This window comes from Paenibacillus sp. GCM10027630 (assembly GCF_042676305.1).
Classification (GTDB): Bacteria; Bacillota; Bacilli; order Paenibacillales; family NBRC-103111; genus Paenibacillus_S.
Map to the genome: position 1 here is coordinate 133,225 of NZ_JBHTGY010000097.1, position 18,018 is coordinate 151,242.

The window sequence follows — 18,018 nt, forward strand, 5'->3', positions numbered from 1 at the left end:
TTATTATTTAAAAAAGACAAGCCCCATGTACATGATTTCAATGGGATTTGTCTTATCTTTACATCACTCGTTTAAACATTTTCTCCAGCTCATAGGTGGAAAAGCTAATAATGATAGGGCGCCCGTGCGGACATGTATAGGGGTTGCGGCAAGCCGCCAGCCTATCCAGCAGTCCCTCGATTTCCAATGTGCTTAGGCTTTGATTAGCTTTTATGGAGGCTTTGCAGGAACACATTATTGCAGCCTTCTCGCGCAGCTTGCTTAGGTCAATCCCTTTGCGCTCCGACAACAGCCACTCGCTCATTTCCTCTACAAGCGCTTTTTCATCACCCTCTGGAAACCAATGTGGATAAGCTCGAACCAGAAAAGCATTGCCGCCGAACGGTTCAATATAGACACCGGCTTGCTCAAGCATAGGAAGCTTATCCTTCAAACGTTCCGCTTCTGTTGAAGTAAATTCAAGTGTGATCGGTACTAGCAGTTCTTGGCTAGCTTCGGCTGGTCTGCCAAACTTCTCGAAATAGTACTCATAATTAATTCTTTCATGAGCCGCATGCTGATCAATCAAGAACAAACCTTCCTCGTTTTGAGCAACGATATAAGTACCATGCATTTGTCCAATTGAAGATAGTCTCGGGAACGATGGCAGCGCAGGTGCTTCTTGCTCGCTTCCAACAGCCAACGCACGAAGAAGCGCTTGACTGGACGCCCCTTGATCCGTTGGTTTTCTTTCCTGAGCCGCATGTGATCGCAAGGAGGACTCTTTGCCTCCCCCAGCTTGATTCACGGTCGAATATACGGACTGTTGACCGTTTGACTGGATTTTAACTCGATCCCCACCTTGAGCTGCTTGGTTGAGACGGCTGACTGCTCTGCTATAGTCGCTTTCAACACTGCTCCCGGTACTGGCTCGATCACTATTGCCTCCAATAGTGCTGCTTCCAGCTTGGCTGCTATTGCCAGTATTATGGCCATTTCCATAGACGGATGGAGTTCCCGCGCCAGTTCCGGCAGACGGTGGCAATCCAGGAGATGTGGTGGCATCAAGCCCCCGCTGCTCAGGACGGTACAACTCCATTTGCTCCTGAATAATGCCATGAAGCTTCGGTTTATTAGATGCTCCAGGCGTCGGAATTAGTACTTGTTGGTTTAGTACACAACGTACCTGCTGTTCCACAAATTGAATCAGTTCCTGTTCTTTGCTAAATCGTACCTCCAACTTCGCCGGGTGCACATTAACATCCACCAAAGCCGGGTCCATTTCAATATGAAGCACGGCTACAGGAAACCGGTTGATTGGAAGAAGTGTGTGATAACCTTGCAGAAGCGCATGAATTACCGTGTAATTTCGAATATAACGTCCATTGATAACCGTTGATATCCCATTCCGGTTAGCCCGAGTCGTTTCCGGCTTGCCAATGTAGCCACGGATCGAATAATCCAGATGCTCCCCTTCTATCGGCAGCATCGTTTTGGCGACAGCCGTGCCATATACCGCAGCTATTACCTGCAGCATATCCCCATTGCCCAATGTTTGAATCAATGAGCTTCCATTATGTTTCAATGTAAAAGCTATCTCTGGATGAGCCAATGTCAATCGGTATATGAAATCAGAAATATGTCCGAGCTCTGTTTGTACGGTTTTCATATACTTCAATCGCGCTGGAGTATTATAGAACAGCTCACGAACTTGAATATCCGTTCCTCTGGGTGCTGCTGCTTCCTCCAATACTTTTACAGTGCCGCCTTCAATGACAAAGCGGTAACCTAAGCCGCTCTGCTCAGTGGAAGTCAGGCAAGTGACTTTGGAGACCGCAGCTATACTTGGTAGCGCCTCGCCGCGAAACCCCAAAGTTCGGATGGAAAACAAATCCTGACTGCTAGCAATTTTACTTGTTGCATGCCTATAAAAGGCAACCTCACAGTCTTCGCGTTCCATCCCGCTGCCGTTATCACTGACACGGATCAGCTCAAGGCCACCCTCCTCTATTGAAACGTCAATTCGCGTGCTTCCAGCGTCAATTGCGTTTTCAACAAGCTCTTTTACAACGGAGGAAGGTCGTTCCACAACTTCCCCCGCCGCTATTTGATTGGCAATATGCTCATCTAATACTTTTATTTTCCCCATAAGCCGCTCCTTACTTGGACGTGGTTACTGTAAATTGCTCTCCATTATCAGACCATTCCAGCTGAGGAAAGCTTTCTGCTACCTTACCGATATTTACATAGCTAGTGCCATGATCAAGCTTAAGATCGCTTGTTGCAATCTGATAAGTACCCTTTGTACCGCCCACAGTAAGCTCAACCGCCTTTGAATCACCATTCCATGTGATAGTACCGCCTAGTATAGTGCTAAGGAGACGTGAAGGAACATAAACAGCACCATTTTCACGTACAATACCTAAGCTGTCTTGGACAGGAACTCCGTTTACCGTTACCCCTTTTTTAGTGTGGCTGACCGCGAATTTGCTGATCCCCGCTTCATGCAGAGCCGTTAGCAGCTGTGGAACCTCGCCATCTATTTCAATATCAGGATTCAAGCCTACTTTATTGACCTTGCGCAGCTTAGGTGTCAAATATTCCTCGATTGTAATTTTTAATGCTCCACCAGTGGAGAGCGGGAACAAGGTCTGAACGCTGCCTTTGCCGAATGTTTTCGTTCCAATAACCTTAGCTACCGCATTGTAATCCTGCAAAGCCCCCGTTAACACTTCAGAAGCGCTCGCACTGTATTCATTTACCAAAATGTATAAAGGAAAAGGCTGGGTCGTTCCATTTGAAAACTTTACCGGATCATCAACATTATCTTTATCCTTGGTATGAATCAAAATGCCTTCCTTAACAAACAGCTTCGCCATATTGAGAGCCGTATCAACCAAACCGCCCCCATTGTCGCGCAGGTCAAGGATCAAGCTTTTAATGCCCTGCTTCTTGAGATCGGCAAGCTGGGAAGTCATAAGCTCATCCGCATCGCTTGAGAAGCTTGTAACACGGATGTAGCCAACACCAGAATCAAATTTCTTGTTGATAACCACAGGCAGCTGGATCGTTTGACGGGTCATATCCAATACTATGCTTTGCTCTCCGCGTTTCACCGTTACAGATACCTTCGTGCCTTCAGGACCCATAATTTTTTTGGTGACATCATCGATTTTAAAGCCTGCAACCGATTCTCCGTTCACCTCAGTAATCAAATCGTTTTCCAGCATTCCCGCTTTTTTGGCAGGACCATCAAACACTTCGAAAATGTAGACGCCATCCGTTTCCTGACTGACTCGAACACCTACTCCAACGTAATTATTCTGAATGGCGCCCTCGAATTTTTTGAGCTCATCCGCTGTAAAATACACGGTATAAGGATCATTTAACGATGTAACCATAGATTTAATAGCGGTATCAGACAATTGCTGAGTGTTAGGACTGCTGACATGATTTTTTTGGATCAGATCAAATGCTTCTTTAATTCTCGCTAAATCCGTGCTGGTCTGGTCTGCTGCCAATGATGCGGAAGCCGCAGGAAATAAAAGCGTTAGTGTAAGTACTACAGATGCAGTTCGTCTCCAAATAGCACGATAGCCGTTCATTGTCATAGTAGAGTCATCCTCTCATTATATAAGGCTAATTTGTATAAAGGTTGTATATTCATATCGGTAAAAGCGGCCTCTTTAAGTGAGAGTTCAAAAAGTCAACTTTTCAGCACCGAGGAGGTTGCAAGAACCTGAAGAAGGAGGAGCGGAGTTTAGGCAAAACCTAAATGAGCACCGGACTTCGAAGGTGAATGCAAGATTCGATGTCGAATAGCCTCCTGAAATGCTTCGTGATCAAAAGGGGACTTTTTGAACTACCCTCTTTAAGATAGCTGCTTCTTTAAATCAAATAAAAAGTTCATAGCCATCATTGGGGTCATATTCATTAAATCCGCCCCCTTCAGCTGATCCAGCAGCTGCTCGGTACGAGAATCTGATTTTTTCTTTGTTCGCTCTGACGGGGTTTCCGTCTCTTGGAATAAACTCAATTGAACTGCCGGGCCTTCCTTCACCTGCTGAGACTGTGCAGTACTCACAACTTCAGGCTGATTCGCGATTGGAGGCGGCACCAAAGTGTCCGCAGCTGAAGTACGGCTGGGGGCTGCTTGATCTTGTCCCATCAACAGCTCGGCACGTGCTTCGAAAGTATTCAGCAGCTCATAGGAACGATCAATGATTCCGGCCGGAAGTCCGGCGATTTGAGCGCAATATATACCATAGCTGGTACTGGCAGCGCCGGGAATCAGCTTCCTCAGAAAGGTCACCTGCCGGCCGCTTTCTTTGACAGCCATGCAGTAGTTGCGTAAGGACTGAAGTGTTTCTTCCAAATGGGCCAATTCATGAAAGTGAGTGGAGACCAGTGTTTTGCAGCCAATCTTGTCATGTAAATATTCAATCACAGCCTGGGCAATCGCCATGCCTTCACCGGTAGAAGTTCCGCGGCCCAGCTCATCTATAATAACCAAGCTCCTGGATGTTGCCTTCTCAGTCATTACTTGAATATCCATCATTTCTACCATAAAGGTGCTCTGCCCACCGATCAGATCATCAGCAGCTCCGATCCGTGTAAAGATTCGGTCAATAATGGGCACCTGAGCTGACTTTGCCGGAACGAAGCAGCCGATTTGCGCCATTAAGCAAATGATAGCCACCTGCCGCATGTAGGTGCTCTTCCCGGCCATATTAGGTCCGGTAATTAGCAGCATACTGCCTTCTTGCTGGTTAAGAGCCGTTTCATTTGCAATAAAAACACCGTCCTGCATTACGGCCTCAACAACAGGATGACGCCCTTCTTCTATACGAAGCTCGAAGAACTCCCCAACCTGCGGCCGTGTATAACGATTGGCCGCACTGACAGCAGCCAGCGACTGATACACGTCAACGGAGGCAATCTGCTCCGCGAGCTGCTGCAGCCTCAATATATGTGCGGACAACTTATCCCGCAGCTGCATGAACAGCTCATACTCGAGGTCGACCATTTTCTCCTGAGCCTCGAGAATTAAGCCTTCCTTCTCTTTGAGCTCCGGAGTAATAAAACGTTCCGCATTCGCAAGCGTCTGCTTGCGCTCGTAACGTCCTTCCTCCAGTGAAGCTATGTTCGCTTTGGTAACTTCTATATAGTAGCCAAACACTTTGTTATAGCCTATCTTCAACGACTTGACGCCGGTCCGCTCCCGCTCTTGCTTCTCAAGCTCGGCAATCCACTGCTTGCCGTTCGTGTTAGCCTCGCGCAGCTGATCCAGATAGGCGTGGTAGCCCGCCTTGATCATACCGCCGTCACGAATCGAGACGGGCGGCTCTTCGGTGATGGCGTCCTCGATCCACGCCATCACATCATGGCACGGGTCCATCCGTGCCGTCAGCGTCGCAAGCGTCGCAGAGCCCGACGCAGCGCATATCTGCTTCAGCTGGGGCACCTGCTGAAGCGAGCTCTTAAGCGCGACCAGGTCGCGAGCGTTGGCGTTGCCGTAGGCAATCCGCGCCACGAGCCGCTCCAGATCGTAGACTTCCTTGAGCGACTGCTTCAGCTCGTCGCGGACAATCAGCTGGTGGTACAGCCTGTCCACCGCTTCAAGCCTCTCTTCAATAGCCGCTGCGTTCATAAGCGGCTTCTCGATCCAGCGGCGCAGCAGCCTGCCGCCCATTGCTGTGACGGTTTTGTCCATAAGCCACAGCAATGTCCCCTTCTTCGTCCGATCGCGAACCGTTTCAACCAACTCGAGATTACGGCGAGTAAAAGGGTCCATAATCATGTATTGATTCTGCTCATATACGCGAATATTTTTGATATGGCCTAAAGACCGCTTCTGCGTCTCAATTAGATAAGCCATCAATAACTTGACGCAGGATGCGCCCCCAATAGGCAGACCTGACAGCTCCGCTTCAGCAAAATAATCGCCAAGCTCAAAAGCGGATCTGCCACCTTCATGCTCGCGCGGCGTCATTACCGTAGTTCCTGCCCAAGCGGGTGAAAACTCTCTAAGCCGTTTTAAGAGATCAGGCGACGCCAACAGCTCCGAAGGATGATACACATTCATCTCATCGGCAACAAGCGTAAGCGTCCCTTCCAAACGCGTGACGAACAGCTCGCCTGTCGAGATATCGCAAGCTGCGAAGCCGTAGCTTCCATCCTCTGCTTCAGTTACGGAAACCATGTAATTATTGGTCTCTCCAAGAGATCGGGCATCCATCACGGTACCTGGAGTGACTATGCGGATGATTTCCCGCCTAACGATCCCTTTGACCGATGACGGGTCCTCAACCTGCTCGCAGATCGCGACCTTGAACCCTTTTTCTATTAATCTGGCAATATAGTTATCCGCCGAATGATAGGGAATGCCGCACATAGGAATACGCTCCTCGGCTCCCCCTCCCCGTCCGGTCAGCGTAATTTCCAATTCGCGTGATGCTTGAATAGCATCCTCAAAAAACATTTCATAAAAATCGCCCAATCGGAAAAACAAAAATGCATCGGGCACCTCCGCCTTGATGGCTAGGTATTGCTCGATCATCGGCGTGTAATTGGCCATCCTTTTACCCATCCTCCAGCTACTTGACTATATTTATGCTTCTTTCTTTCGTGTCATTCCCAGATGTACTTGTATGTAGAGCGGAAAGTTTGCATACCGCCTTTTTGAAAATGGGATACCTCCGCAAAATTTAAAATATCCCATTTTCAACTACGGCTGCAGCCGCCTTACAAGCTCGCAACGCTCAAAGTTGCTCCAAATCCCAAACTACTATATCTGCCAGCCTAGTACAGACTATTATATCATGAATTAATAGACGATTCTTCTTTTATGCGAAAAGGGCCAATTTTCCACCCACGTCGTATATCTCCTTGTTCATTCCAGCCTTCTTGACGCAATAGCATCGACTTGATTGGCGTCAAATACTTCTCATATTTACGATAGGTCGGGAGCCGTGTCAAGTCCCCCCACAGCCCAGGAATAAGGGGACGGATACTGGATTTATCCCCCTCGTAATAAGCCTTCTGCATTGAGAGCTCATTTAAGGGGCGAGCCTGAAGCAGTGAATAGTGGTCGGCAATTAGTTTGGACATGGCGAATACCCCTTTGGCAACCGTTGGAGAAATCAGCCAGCTAGGCAGCACGCGGTATTCGAATCCCCCGTACCTCTTGCGGCGAAAATCACCCAAAAAGCCGTATTTGGGCTTTCTGTTGCCTGTCGTTGCATCCTCAAGCAAGATGAGCGGCAGCGCCAAATAATTATCCATCACGCGAAGCAATTCGCTATTCAGCCAAGTGCCGCTGAAATGGAGATGACCGCCCAGAGGAAAACCCTTGACAGGCATCCCACCAGCGAGCCATTGCAGTGACTCGTCTTGGATTTGACGAGTTGCTATCTGCATCGTACGACGCAGGTTAATGATCAATTGGCCCACGTCACTGCTTGGTTCAGGCCTAAGCTCCGCCAAAGGATATACCTTGCGAAAGCCTGGCAGCACGATGGCATCACAGCCCACTGGGCCTTCTTTCTCCAAAAATCGTGATGCAAAGATGACTTTGCCCTGATCATTACGAAGCAGAAATTCGGGATCCGCCCCGATCATGATCTCACGTTTATCCGTTTGGGCATTGACAACCTCCTGGGCAAATCTGTGCATGGCGGCGGCAAACAGCTCAGCAAGCCTCTGAGTCAGCTTAGGAATCGCCTGCAGCTCAAGGACAGCGAGTTCTCCTCCCGGGCGTACACCAATACGTACAACGCCATAATCGAGCCCAAGAGCATAAACCGCCTTCACTGCTTCACGCTTAGCTCGAACGGCATGATAGGGAGGTGTTTCATTCAGCAATTCTGTAAATTCGCTCTCCTCCTGTTTTTGAAGAGGGTGAGGAGCTCCATAGAATACACCATATGACTTTTGAAACAGCCCCAATGCATGTAAATGAAAAACAGGAACAAGGTACTCATATGTATAGCGGCGCTTATTTGTCTCCAGATCAAAAAGGATCCCGTGCACTTCGAGCAGCTCCGCCATTTTGCGAGGGGTAGACGAACGCAGCAGACTCTTGACGGGCTGAAGCGAACGCTGCCCAGGCCTCTCCGTATGAAAGCAGCCCCAATGGATAACATGCGTGGATTCACCATGCGTTGGCAGCCTTGTTCCATGAGGCAATTCCAGCTGATCCAATAATAAATCGAGGGTCGGCTCATTTGAGTGGAGCAGCCATACGCTCATTATTTCACCTCCCAAGGGCTTTTGCACATGCAAAGCTTACTTCTTAAGCACCTGCTGCGGGCTTTGCTGAAGCCTGATTCGTAAGCATCCTGTCCGGGCTTCCTATACCCGCACAAGCTAGCATCTTGTGTCCTGCTTCAGCAAAGCCCTCTACATCTGCTTGACCTCCGGGCCTCAGCCCTGCCCATTTTTACAATAATCCCCTGTTGAAACAAAAAAGAGGGCTCACGCCCTCTGCCGAAATGAACATTGTGTCATATACTGTAAGTAGATATTAGTTCAAATCGTCATCCAAAAGATCCGGATCAAGATCTTCGAAGTCACCGTCATCGGAGCTGCTAAAGTCCACTTGCTTGTCGTCGAAATCATCGCTGCCGTTCGGGTTCACCACAACCCAAATTTTTGTTTCAGCGATCATTTCAACCTTGAACTCGCGCTCTACACGAATGATCACACTGTCGCCGCGGGAAGATATGCTCGCTTCCACGCAGTTCGGTTCTTGGGTAGCGACAGCTGTAACTTCAGCCGTTGACGGTCTATGCTTCTTATCGAGATAAGAAAGCCCAACCCCTTCAACGTAAGATACCGTTTCTTTCGCAACATCCGTTTTGGTATTTTTATCATAAGAATACCAAATATTGATGTCGTAAGTACCTACTACCTCCACGCCATCGCCTGCTTTAACCGCATCGTACTGGTTGTTGATAATCCAAGCACCCAATATACTCGTCGGAGCATGAGGCGGAGTGACCGTGTTCGTTACTTGTGAAAACTTGCGCCCTTTGCCACAGACAGCTTTAGTATAGATCTCTCTGTAGTGCAAATCTTTATCTAATGACATCCTTTCAACCTCCTCCATACAATCATTCATTACAATTGTATGCAGGACATTCGTCTAGGGTGACAAAAATTTTCTGCTCTTTTTGGTATTTTATTCAGAATCGGCATAGGTTGCCGGTTCTCTTTGCTTTTTCTCTCTTTTCGCAACCGCCAAATAGGATTTCAGCTCCACCATAAGCTGAAGTAACGCGGAGCGTACTTCAAATTCCTCACGGCTTGCTGGCAGGGGCATCTCCTGGAATTTCCGCTCCAACAGCTCCAGCTTTTTTTCCGAGCGCCCTGTATAATGCTCCACCTTAACATCCTCGCTTATTTCATCAAAAACCGATGCCAGCAGCTCACCGTGCGGCAATGTCTGGTATACCTGGGCTACGTATTGTACCATTCGATCGACCGAATCCATCTGTTGCTTTCTCATGTAGAAATAAACCGCCCACACTGTGTCATCATGAAATAATGCATTTTCCTTGGAGCGTTTGACTGCATTCATAGCTTGCTGCAAAATATCGTTGGACTCCAATAATTCACTGCCGCTCCAAACGTATCGATTATCTCTCAGATGATTAGAAATTTCTTTGAAAATATGAGAAAAACAGGTCTCAAGCCTCTCCCGCAAATCCAAAAGCTGCTGATCCTCTTTTGGCATATATATAATATTGATTAAGGTAGCCGTACCTAGTCCAACTAGCAGCAATGCCACCTCATTAAGGATCACAGCACTGCTAATTTGCCCCCCTGCAAAGACATGGAACATAACTACAGAACCGGTCACTACCCCTTCTTTTAATTGGAACCGAGCCAGTATTGGAAATAAGATTAGAATATAGATTCCGATCACCCATATATGAAAACCAAGCAGCCAAAATAAGTACGCTGCTATTAACAGGCCGAGAAAGGATGCAACAATCCGCTGAAGCGATGTCCGCACCCCTTTGCGTTTTGTAACATCCACTCCCAATATAGCCAAAAGCCCCGTCGAATAGGGTGAATGCAGTCCAAGACTTTGTGCCAAATATATGGCCAAAACTACAGCAACCGCTGTTTTAATAATCCGTATTCCCATGAGTGATCTCCAACTTGAGCATTTTATTCCTATCTTAAATCCTGCCTCAATGCTTGTCCATTTTATTCATAAAAAAAAGAGCCGGAATCCTCCGCCCACAACAGGGCACACCAGCTTAGATGCTAACCACCAGGCTTATCGTTTGCCGGTCAGCTTTTTTTCGAGAAAAGCAACCGCTTGATACATCATTGTAGCTGCCACGGCAATTACAATTACACTGCCGATAACGAGTGTGAAATTGAACACTTGAAAGCCATAGATGATCAAATAGCCAAGCCCCTGCTTGGAAACAAGAAATTCCCCTACAATGACGCCCACCCAGGAAAGCCCTACATTAACTTTGAGAGTTGAAACTATTGTCGGATACGTCGCAGGCAATATAGCTTTCTGAAACACCTGCCGCTTAGTGCCGCCAAATATACGGATGACCTTCGAATAATTCGGGTCAACCTCCTTGAAGCTGTTATAAACGACAAGGATCGTTATGATTACGGTTATCGATAGCGTTGTGGCGATGATGGATAGTGCTCCCGGCCCGAAGGCCACTATAAAAAGCGGGCCTAATGCAACCTTGGGCAAGCTGTTCAACACGACAATGTACGGATCCAGCACACGGGATAGAAACCCAAACCACCAAATAAGCGCAGCCACAGCCGTACCGAGCAGCGTTCCAAGCACGAAGCCTACCAGTGTTTCCCATAATGTTACACCTACATGCAGCAGCAGCGAGCCGTCCATCCATTTGGTGTACAGCAGTATCGCAATGCGGCTAGGTGAGCTGAACAGGAGCGCATCAATCCACAGCATCCGGCTTGCAAGCTCCCAGGTAAATAAGAAAACGACCAATATCGCTAGCTGTGTAATTCGGACCTGCCAGGTAAGCTTCCGCTCTGTCGATAGAAACAGGCCGTATTCGCTCTGTGCCAAGGAAACCGGAGTCGAGGGGTCGCTTAAGGAAAGTTCGTTTGAGTTCAGTCCCGTACCCTGAGTTCGATTCATACTAGCTCCCCTCTCTCGACGTCCATATCTTCAAAATATCCCCATAATCGGTGAAATAAATTATGAAAGCCTGCTTCTTCCCTTGCTTTTAACGGCAGCGCTTCACGTATGTTAGGGGGTACATCAACGGCAGCAAGGACCCTCCCAGGGTTGGGCTGAAGCACTATTATCCGGTCACTCATCGCAATAGCCTCAGTTATATCATGAGTGACCAGGATGGCTGTTTTATTTCGTGCAAGGAGTGTGACGGCCACCAAATCCTCAAGTTGAAGCTTCGTTTGATAATCTAACGCGGAGAAGGGTTCATCCAGCAGCAATAAGTCCGGTTCCGTTGCCAAAGTGCGCACCAGCGCTACCCGCTGGCGCATCCCTCCTGAGAGCTGATGCGGATAGCGGTCGGCAAATTGGGAAAGCCCCATGTCATGCAGCAGCTCCAGCACCATTTCTTTGGAGGCGGAATCACGTCTGCCCATCAGTTCTAGTCCGATAGAAGCGTTCTCATATATCGTACGCCATGGGAACAAATAATCCTGCTGCAGCATATAGCCTACCCGCGGTGTCGGCTCTTGGATCAGCTCCCCGGAAACGCGCACCGTTCCTGTAGTCGGTATTAAAAGTCCGCTTATTAATGAGAGCAGCGTTGTTTTACCGCAGCCGCTCGGTCCGATCAGGCTGACAAACTCCCCCTGGTTTACCTTTAATCCTATACCCTCTAGTGCAAGATAGGCGCCTTGGCTGTTCACATAAACATGGGAGACCTCTTCCAGCTCTACGGCTGTTTGTATTGGCATGTTGAATCCCTCCCCCGCGCTTTAAGTTCCATAGCTTATATTTAATGCCGCTGTACTGTATCGGCTGTTTACTTGACCGTTTGTTTAGCCTTTTCTGCAAACTGATTGTTGACGATCGTTTTGAAGTCCACCCGGCTCTTCAGTTCTCCGGCTGCTTCCATCACGTTTTGCAGGTTATTCCATTCTTGCTCATCAATAATTCCGTCCGTTGAGAAGGAACCCTGCTCTTTATAACGCTGTATGGAGCCTTTCAAAATTTCTTTATCCGTATCGGGGAAGAAGGATACAATGGCTGCTGTTATGTCATCCGCACTCGAAGCTTGCACCCAGTTTTGACCTTTTTGCAAAGCATTGGTGAATTTTTGGAAAGTTGCATTATTCTTATCGATGTAGCTTTTTTTCGCCATAAATGCTGTATAAGGAAGCTTGCCGCTTTCTACGCCGAACGAGGCGACTACATAGCCTTTTCCTTGCTTTTCAAAGATCGTGGCTTGAGGCTCAAACAGCTGTACATACTCCCCTGTTCCGGAAGCATACGCTGTCGCGATATTGGCAAATTCAATATTTTGAATCAGGTTCAAATCCTTTTGCGGATTGATTCCATACTTCTTCAATGTAAACTCACCGGCCATTTGTGGCATTCCGCCTTTACGTTGACCCAAAAATGTGCTACCTTTCAATGTACTCCAATCAAACTTTCCGCCGCTCAGAGGTTTCCGTGCAACAAGGAACGTACCATCTGTTTGTGTGAGTTGAGCAAAATTGATTACGGGATCTCCACTGCCTTGCTGCTGTACATAGATTGACGTTTCCGAACCAACCAACGCTACATCAATTCCGCCTGACAAGAGCGCCGTCATAGTCTTATCTCCGCCAGGTGTAGTCGTCAACTCAATATCAATCCCTTGCTCCTTAAAAAATCCTTTATTAATAGCGGCATATTGTGGAGCATAGAACAACGACCTTGTCACTTCACCTATACGCACCTTAACTGCCTCTTCTGCTTTCTTCGGTCCACATGCAGTAACCATCATTATCATGACTAAAACCATTGCAAGCGCTGTGCCCCATCTTTTTGAGAACATCGGCCAGTCCCTCCATCTTGGGTTGTATTGTTGCAATAGTCTATGCAGCAGCCCAGAAAAAGGTTAATAAGGCTTTCAACCTTAAATTCTCAGCTTTGAAAGCAAACTTTTAAACTTGGGTCAAGATGTTTTCTATGGCAGTATTCGGTATGATAAGATATGTAATTATATCCAACTAGAGAGGTGACGACGATGTCATTCGGAGCAAGAGTATTAAAAACAGGTATCGCAGTTACCTTATCCTTGTACATCAGTATTCTTCTGCATTTTTCAATGCCTGTCATAGCCGCAGTTGCCGCTATTTTTGCGATGCAGCCTTCGATTTACCGCTCCTGGCGCTATTTCCTGGATCAGATCCAGACCAACACTCTCGGGGCAGCTATGGCTTTAATTGCCGGTATGTTTTTATCGAAAGACCCTTTTGCAATTGGTATTGTTTGCATCCTCGTTATTATGATTTGCCTGAAGCTAAAGATGGAGGAAACTATAGGACTGACATTGGTTACTGTAATAGCTGTCATGGAAGCCTCAGGGCAGTGGGATTTTGCATTGACCCGGTTTCTGTTAAGCTTAATTGGTATTGGTTCGGCCTTTATCATTAACATTTTATTTTTTCCACCTAAACCTAAAGAGCAATTTGTGAAACAAATCCAAACCGTATTCAATAAGCTGTCACTGCTGCTAAGAACTGTTGTCTCTGATGAAATCAAGGAATCAGTGTTCCGTGTGGAGAAGCATAGCTTGGAAAATGAGATCAAATCTTTGGCGCAAAAATATTCATTATTCGAAGAGGAGCTCAAAAAGCTCAAAAAGTCTAAATACAGTCAGATCCGACATTTGGTTGTATATAAGCAGATGCTAACGACTTTACATAAAGGCGCAGAGGTGCTTGACGCAGTAGAGCAGCATTACTTCCAAGCGGCAAGAACAGAAGAAATGGATGCCTATTTCGACCTCCATCTGGAAAAGTTCATCAAGTATCATGAGCATGTGCTGCTGAAATTTGGAGACAAGCTGAAGCCGGACAGCTCCGAGAACGAAAGGATGGAGCAGGTTAACGATGAATTTATGAAAACGATGATTAATGGCTATTCAGAGGAACGCGAAGGCTTGCTTCGCTTATCTATCGTGGCCGCGGCGATGTACGATTACTGCTTCCAGATTGGCAGACTCGACAAGCAGGTTGAGCAGTTCAATCATAAAAGCCCTGAAGAAAAGGAAACTGTAGAAAAGCTCCTATCCTGGTTTAAAAAGTAACCACAACTAACAATAAGAAAAATGCCTTACGGCGTCCTTGGTGTACGTTCAACGATTGTGCGTTTTGGAGGCATGAGAGTGGGATCGCGGCCGTTGTTGAAGTCGTGTTCCTTGGAATGGAATGCTTACAGCGGGAGGAACACAAGCTTCAAAGGTAGGCCGCATACCCGAGCAGTCACCGGAGGAGACGACCAGGGCGGACGTTTGCGCTCCTCCGCCCACACCCTGAACATAACCCTAAACAACACGCCAGCACTGCACTCACGGAAGTGGAGTGTATACGGAAGTAATTGTTCCGCTATCACCCGAAAAGTCCAAAAATCAGAGTGATAAGGGAACAGCCAGTTCCGTTATTGCTCTGTTTTTGTGCATAAATGCTCCAATTCGGCCAACATAACGGAATTCCCGCTTCCGCTATCGCCCCAGATTGGCGGCGGCAGATGGAATAACGGAACTCTCCGTTCCGTACAAACTCCTCCAGGGCTCATCGCCGCTCTAAGCTGTAGCTTTTCTAAGCAATATCAGACTTGTTCAGCTCCACTGAAAACTAACAAAGTCTGATATTATAAAATACAAAAATCGGCACCCATACACACTGTTGTGAATGGGTGCCGTTTTTTTCTGTTTACATGTACAATCATACTTCCTGCAAAACGGGCTGCTTGACAGCCTCATGTTGTGTTTCATTATTAACAGTCCGGCCTTTGCCAAAAGGAATGCACATAGGCGTCCCATAGAAAGGATCCGGCAGCACTTGGCTTTCCATATCGAATACGGCACGAATCATGTCCGCGTTCACGATTTCCTCCGGTGCTCCTTCCGCCCAAATACGCCCTTCCTTAACAGCAACCATATGATGGGCATAACGGCAAGCCAGATTAATATCATGAAGCACCATGACGATCGAACGTTGTTCTTTCTCGTTTAGCTCATACAATAAATCCAGTACCTCGATTTGATGAGTAACATCCAAATAGGTCGTAGGTTCATCCAACAGTATCGTTTCCGTGCCTTGAGCCAAGGTCATCGCAATCCAGGCGCGCTGCCGCTGTCCACCGGATAATGCATCTACCGTACGCTCTGTGAACTCTTCCATTCCTGTTGCTTTTAGAGATAACCGAACCATGCGCTCATCTTCTTCTGACCACTGCTGCAGCCAGCTTTGGTAAGGGTAACGCCCCTGCTTTACCAGTTGAAGAACGGTCAGCCCCTCCGGAGCAGTCGGTCCTTGAGGTAATATAGACAGCCGCTTCGCAATTTCCTTTGTCGGCAGCTTAGCCAGTTCTTGCCCGTCCAGAACAATGGATCCCTTCTGTGGATTCATAAGACGAGCTAAGGAGCGAAGCAATGTTGATTTGCCGCAGCCGTTGCTGCCGATCAATACGGTAATCTTCCCTTTTGGTATGAGAACATTCAGATCTTTAAAAATCGATGTTGCACCGTAAGACAAACATAGGCTTTTTGCTTCCAATGTATGCATCCGTTAGTCATCTCCCAATGTTTATTTATGTTTGGCGGTTCCGATATAATAAGTAAATGAAGAATGGCGCACCGATTGCAGCTGTGAACACTCCAGCAGGAATATCAAGCGGGCTGAATAAGCTGCGTGCGGCTAAGTCAGCAAGCAATAGAATGAGCGCTCCAATAAGCGCTGAGACAGGCAGCACGCCACCGAATGCAGGACCTACCAGCTTACGTGCAATATGCGGAGCCATCAAGCCGATAAAGCTTATCGCACCGCCGATAGCAACAGCAGCACCTGCTAATGCTACACTAATCATCAATAATAAAAACCGGTTTCTCTGAACCGCACTTCCAACTCCTACGGCAATCTCCTGCCCCAGCTCCTGCACATTAACTTCTCTTGCCAGCAGCAGAGCTATAGGCATTAGAATAAGAACCCAAGGCATTAGCGTCCATACATCCTTCACCCAAGAGACCCCATAGATGCTCCCTGTCATAAACGTCAACGCTTTATTAGCTAAAATAATAGGCCCGGAAATCATCAGCATATAAGAAATGGAGCTGTAAGCTGCGGCCATCCCGATTCCGATCATTACCATACGTAAAGGCGAAACCCCATGCTTCCATGCGAGTACGTAAATGAGAAAAGTAGAAACAAAAGCTCCAATTATTGCGCAGACGGGTAACCACTGAATGCTAACCCGATCGCCAAGAAAAAAGAAAAAGCTAACAGCTCCAAGAGTGGCACCACCGGTTATCCCAATAATATCAGGGGAAGCCAGCGGATTACGTATCATCCCCTGCAAAATCGCTCCAGATACGGCTAACGCGCTTCCAGCCAAAACAGCAACAATCATCCGTGGCAGACGCAGAGTTTGGACAATGATAGAATGTGTCTGTTCGCCACTCCCAAAAAACACTTTTATGACATCCAACGGCTGAATTCTAACCGAGCCAACCCCAGTGCTGATAATAAAAAGAACTGCGGTTATTACAGTTAGAACAATAATACTCCAAAATGTTTTCTTACTAATTAAAAAGGAAGCTGTCTTCCCTGTTCGAAAAGTAGTATATTTACTCATTTGCGTTCCACTCCTTTGCGCGCTATATACACAAAGAAAGGGACGCCAATCAATGCCGTAACGACACCTACAGGAACTTCCTTCGGCATGACAATGAATCTCGCTCCGATATCGGCAGTCAGCAATAACAGAGCTCCCAGCACAGCACAATAAGGGATCATCCAGCGATGATCAGGACCGACTAGAAATCGTGCAATATGCGGAATAATGATGCCCACGAAAACGATAGGTCCCGCTGCTGCAACCGATCCGCCAGCGAGTACAATGACTACCGCCGCTGCTCCCAGCTTGATAAATGCGGTCCGCTGGCCCAAGCCTTTGGCCACATCATCCCCCATCGCCAACACATTAATATGAGGCGATAAAATAAGCGCACCGATCAGGGCAACAGCAATATACGGAGCAACCGTAATCAGCATTTGCAAATCCCTGTTGGCAACAGATCCAACCAGCCATACCAATACTTGATCAAACGCTTTGCCGTTGGTCAACAGTATGCCCTGTGTGAGCGAAGAGAAAAAAGCTGTTACCGCTGCTCCAGCCAATGTGATTTTGACCGGTGTCATTCCATCTCTTCCAAGTGAGCCCAATACGTAAACAATAATCGCACTGGCTCCTGCCCCCACGAAGGCGATCCATACAAATGGAATGTTCTGGGTAGCTGCCTCCATATAGCTTACTGATAGTACGATCAGAAAGGCTGCTCCCGCGTTTACTCCGAACAAGCTGGGCGAAGCCAGCGGATTTCGAGTTACCGCCTGCATGAGAGCTCCAGCGACAGCCAAGCTCGCACCAACAGCAGCAGCAATTAATGCGCGAGGGACTCGAGTAGATTTAATAATAAGATGCTCGTTCGAACCATTGAAGTGATTGTAGGCTTCGATTACAGTTGAGAGTGAATACGTTGAAAGACCAAACATAATGCTGCTTATCATGGACAGTAAACAAATAATGAAGAAAATAAGAAGTCCAATGATTTTAGTTCGTTTTGTGCGTAAGAATGCGTTCATAACAACCTCTGATTGTTTAAAATTTCTAGTATGTAAACCTTAATATTATTCTTCTTATTCTATGAGAACCATTATCACTTGTCAATGATTTTGAAAATCATTTTCAATTCGATATTGACAACGATTCAAATATTTATTAAAATCTTTATGGTAATGAGAATCATTATCAATTTTGTATTATACATACAGGGGGATATT

The 18,018-nt window shown here is 47.1% G+C and carries 13 protein-coding genes; 1 reads left to right on the forward strand and 12 read right to left on the reverse strand.

Features of this window, described 5'->3' with window-relative positions; all coding sequences use genetic code 11:
• Nucleotides 1–58: 58 nt before the first annotated feature.
• The 9 genes from mutL to ACFQ0C_RS37295 all read right to left on the reverse strand — a co-directional run bounded on the left by mutL (nucleotide 59) and on the right by ACFQ0C_RS37295 (nucleotide 13,007).
• On the reverse strand, nucleotides 59–2,128 hold the full coding sequence (mutL, locus tag ACFQ0C_RS37255) for a DNA mismatch repair endonuclease MutL (RefSeq protein ID WP_379374761.1): 2,070 nt from the start codon (nucleotides 2,126–2,128) through the stop codon (nucleotides 59–61).
• Between the two features lie 10 nt (nucleotides 2,129–2,138).
• A complete protein-coding gene (locus ACFQ0C_RS37260) occupies nucleotides 2,139–3,590 on the reverse strand; it encodes a S41 family peptidase (RefSeq protein WP_379374763.1) in 1,452 nt (483 codons plus the stop codon).
• Nucleotides 3,591–3,850: 260 nt separating this feature from the next.
• The gene (gene mutS / locus ACFQ0C_RS37265; RefSeq protein ID WP_379374765.1) at nucleotides 3,851–6,556 is read right to left on the reverse strand and encodes a DNA mismatch repair protein MutS; all 2,706 of its coding nucleotides are present in this window, start codon (nucleotides 6,554–6,556) and stop codon (nucleotides 3,851–3,853) included.
• A 242-nt stretch (nucleotides 6,557–6,798) separates the two neighbouring features.
• The gene (locus tag ACFQ0C_RS37270; protein ID WP_379374767.1) at nucleotides 6,799–8,229 is read right to left on the reverse strand and encodes a putative amidoligase domain-containing protein; all 1,431 of its coding nucleotides are present in this window, start codon (nucleotides 8,227–8,229) and stop codon (nucleotides 6,799–6,801) included.
• A gap of 274 nt (nucleotides 8,230–8,503) precedes the next feature.
• Complete coding sequence (locus tag ACFQ0C_RS37275) at nucleotides 8,504–9,070, reverse strand: outer spore coat protein CotE (RefSeq protein ID WP_379374769.1); 567 nt, start codon at nucleotides 9,068–9,070, stop codon at nucleotides 8,504–8,506.
• A gap of 90 nt (nucleotides 9,071–9,160) precedes the next feature.
• Nucleotides 9,161–10,132 (reverse strand): aromatic acid exporter family protein, encoded by a 972-nt coding sequence (locus ACFQ0C_RS37280; RefSeq protein WP_379374771.1) that lies wholly within the window; start codon nucleotides 10,130–10,132, stop codon nucleotides 9,161–9,163.
• A 135-nt stretch (nucleotides 10,133–10,267) separates the two neighbouring features.
• On the reverse strand, nucleotides 10,268–11,131 hold the full coding sequence (locus tag ACFQ0C_RS37285; protein ID WP_379374773.1) for an ABC transporter permease: 864 nt from the start codon (nucleotides 11,129–11,131) through the stop codon (nucleotides 10,268–10,270).
• Nucleotides 11,128–11,916 carry an ABC transporter ATP-binding protein gene (locus ACFQ0C_RS37290; RefSeq protein ID WP_379374894.1) on the reverse strand — a complete coding sequence of 263 codons (789 nt, stop codon included), beginning with the start codon at nucleotides 11,914–11,916 and terminating at the stop codon, nucleotides 11,128–11,130. The genes ACFQ0C_RS37285 and ACFQ0C_RS37290 overlap by 4 nt, the downstream gene beginning before the upstream one ends.
• Nucleotides 11,917–11,990: 74 nt before the next feature.
• On the reverse strand, nucleotides 11,991–13,007 hold the full coding sequence (locus tag ACFQ0C_RS37295; RefSeq protein ID WP_258213520.1) for an ABC transporter substrate-binding protein: 1,017 nt from the start codon (nucleotides 13,005–13,007) through the stop codon (nucleotides 11,991–11,993).
• 192 nt (nucleotides 13,008–13,199) lie between these two features.
• Between ACFQ0C_RS37295 and ACFQ0C_RS37300 the strand changes: the two genes are divergently transcribed.
• Entirely contained in the window at nucleotides 13,200–14,264 is a 1,065-nt protein-coding gene (locus ACFQ0C_RS37300) for an FUSC family protein (RefSeq protein WP_258213521.1), read from the forward strand.
• A gap of 637 nt (nucleotides 14,265–14,901) precedes the next feature.
• Here ACFQ0C_RS37300 and ACFQ0C_RS37305 read toward each other — a convergent pair.
• The 3 genes from ACFQ0C_RS37305 to ACFQ0C_RS37315 are packed head-to-tail and all read right to left on the reverse strand — an operon-like array spanning nucleotide 14,902 to nucleotide 17,820.
• A complete protein-coding gene (locus ACFQ0C_RS37305) occupies nucleotides 14,902–15,744 on the reverse strand; it encodes an ABC transporter ATP-binding protein (protein WP_379374776.1) in 843 nt (280 codons plus the stop codon).
• 25 nt (nucleotides 15,745–15,769) lie between these two features.
• Nucleotides 15,770–16,810 carry a FecCD family ABC transporter permease gene (locus ACFQ0C_RS37310; protein ID WP_258213523.1) on the reverse strand — a complete coding sequence of 347 codons (1,041 nt, stop codon included), beginning with the start codon at nucleotides 16,808–16,810 and terminating at the stop codon, nucleotides 15,770–15,772.
• Nucleotides 16,807–17,820, reverse strand: coding sequence for a FecCD family ABC transporter permease (locus ACFQ0C_RS37315; RefSeq protein ID WP_379374779.1), 1,014 nt, complete (start codon nucleotides 17,818–17,820; stop codon nucleotides 16,807–16,809). The genes ACFQ0C_RS37310 and ACFQ0C_RS37315 overlap by 4 nt, the downstream gene beginning before the upstream one ends.
• Nucleotides 17,821–18,018: the final 198 nt, after the last annotated feature.

What these genes read in the sequence shown, in the direction of transcription:
- mutL (WP_379374761.1), bottom strand. Translation starts at nt 2,128, where the DNA reads ATGGGGAAAATAAAAGTATTAGATGAGCATATTGCCAATCAAATAGCG.
- ACFQ0C_RS37260 (WP_379374763.1), bottom strand. Translation starts at nt 3,590, where the DNA reads ATGACAATGAACGGCTATCGTGCTATTTGGAGACGAACTGCATCTGTA.
- mutS (WP_379374765.1), bottom strand. Translation starts at nt 6,556, where the DNA reads ATGGCCAATTACACGCCGATGATCGAGCAATACCTAGCCATCAAGGCG.
- ACFQ0C_RS37270 (WP_379374767.1), bottom strand. Translation starts at nt 8,229, where the DNA reads ATGAGCGTATGGCTGCTCCACTCAAATGAGCCGACCCTCGATTTATTA.
- ACFQ0C_RS37275 (WP_379374769.1), bottom strand. Translation starts at nt 9,070, where the DNA reads ATGTCATTAGATAAAGATTTGCACTACAGAGAGATCTATACTAAAGCT.
- ACFQ0C_RS37280 (WP_379374771.1), bottom strand. Translation starts at nt 10,132, where the DNA reads ATGGGAATACGGATTATTAAAACAGCGGTTGCTGTAGTTTTGGCCATA.
- ACFQ0C_RS37285 (WP_379374773.1), bottom strand. Translation starts at nt 11,131, where the DNA reads ATGAATCGAACTCAGGGTACGGGACTGAACTCAAACGAACTTTCCTTA.
- ACFQ0C_RS37295 (WP_258213520.1), bottom strand. Translation starts at nt 13,007, where the DNA reads ATGTTCTCAAAAAGATGGGGCACAGCGCTTGCAATGGTTTTAGTCATG.
- ACFQ0C_RS37300 (WP_258213521.1), top strand. Translation starts at nt 13,200, where the DNA reads ATGTCATTCGGAGCAAGAGTATTAAAAACAGGTATCGCAGTTACCTTA.
- ACFQ0C_RS37305 (WP_379374776.1), bottom strand. Translation starts at nt 15,744, where the DNA reads ATGCATACATTGGAAGCAAAAAGCCTATGTTTGTCTTACGGTGCAACA.
- ACFQ0C_RS37310 (WP_258213523.1), bottom strand. Translation starts at nt 16,810, where the DNA reads ATGAGTAAATATACTACTTTTCGAACAGGGAAGACAGCTTCCTTTTTA.
- ACFQ0C_RS37315 (WP_379374779.1), bottom strand. Translation starts at nt 17,820, where the DNA reads ATGAACGCATTCTTACGCACAAAACGAACTAAAATCATTGGACTTCTT.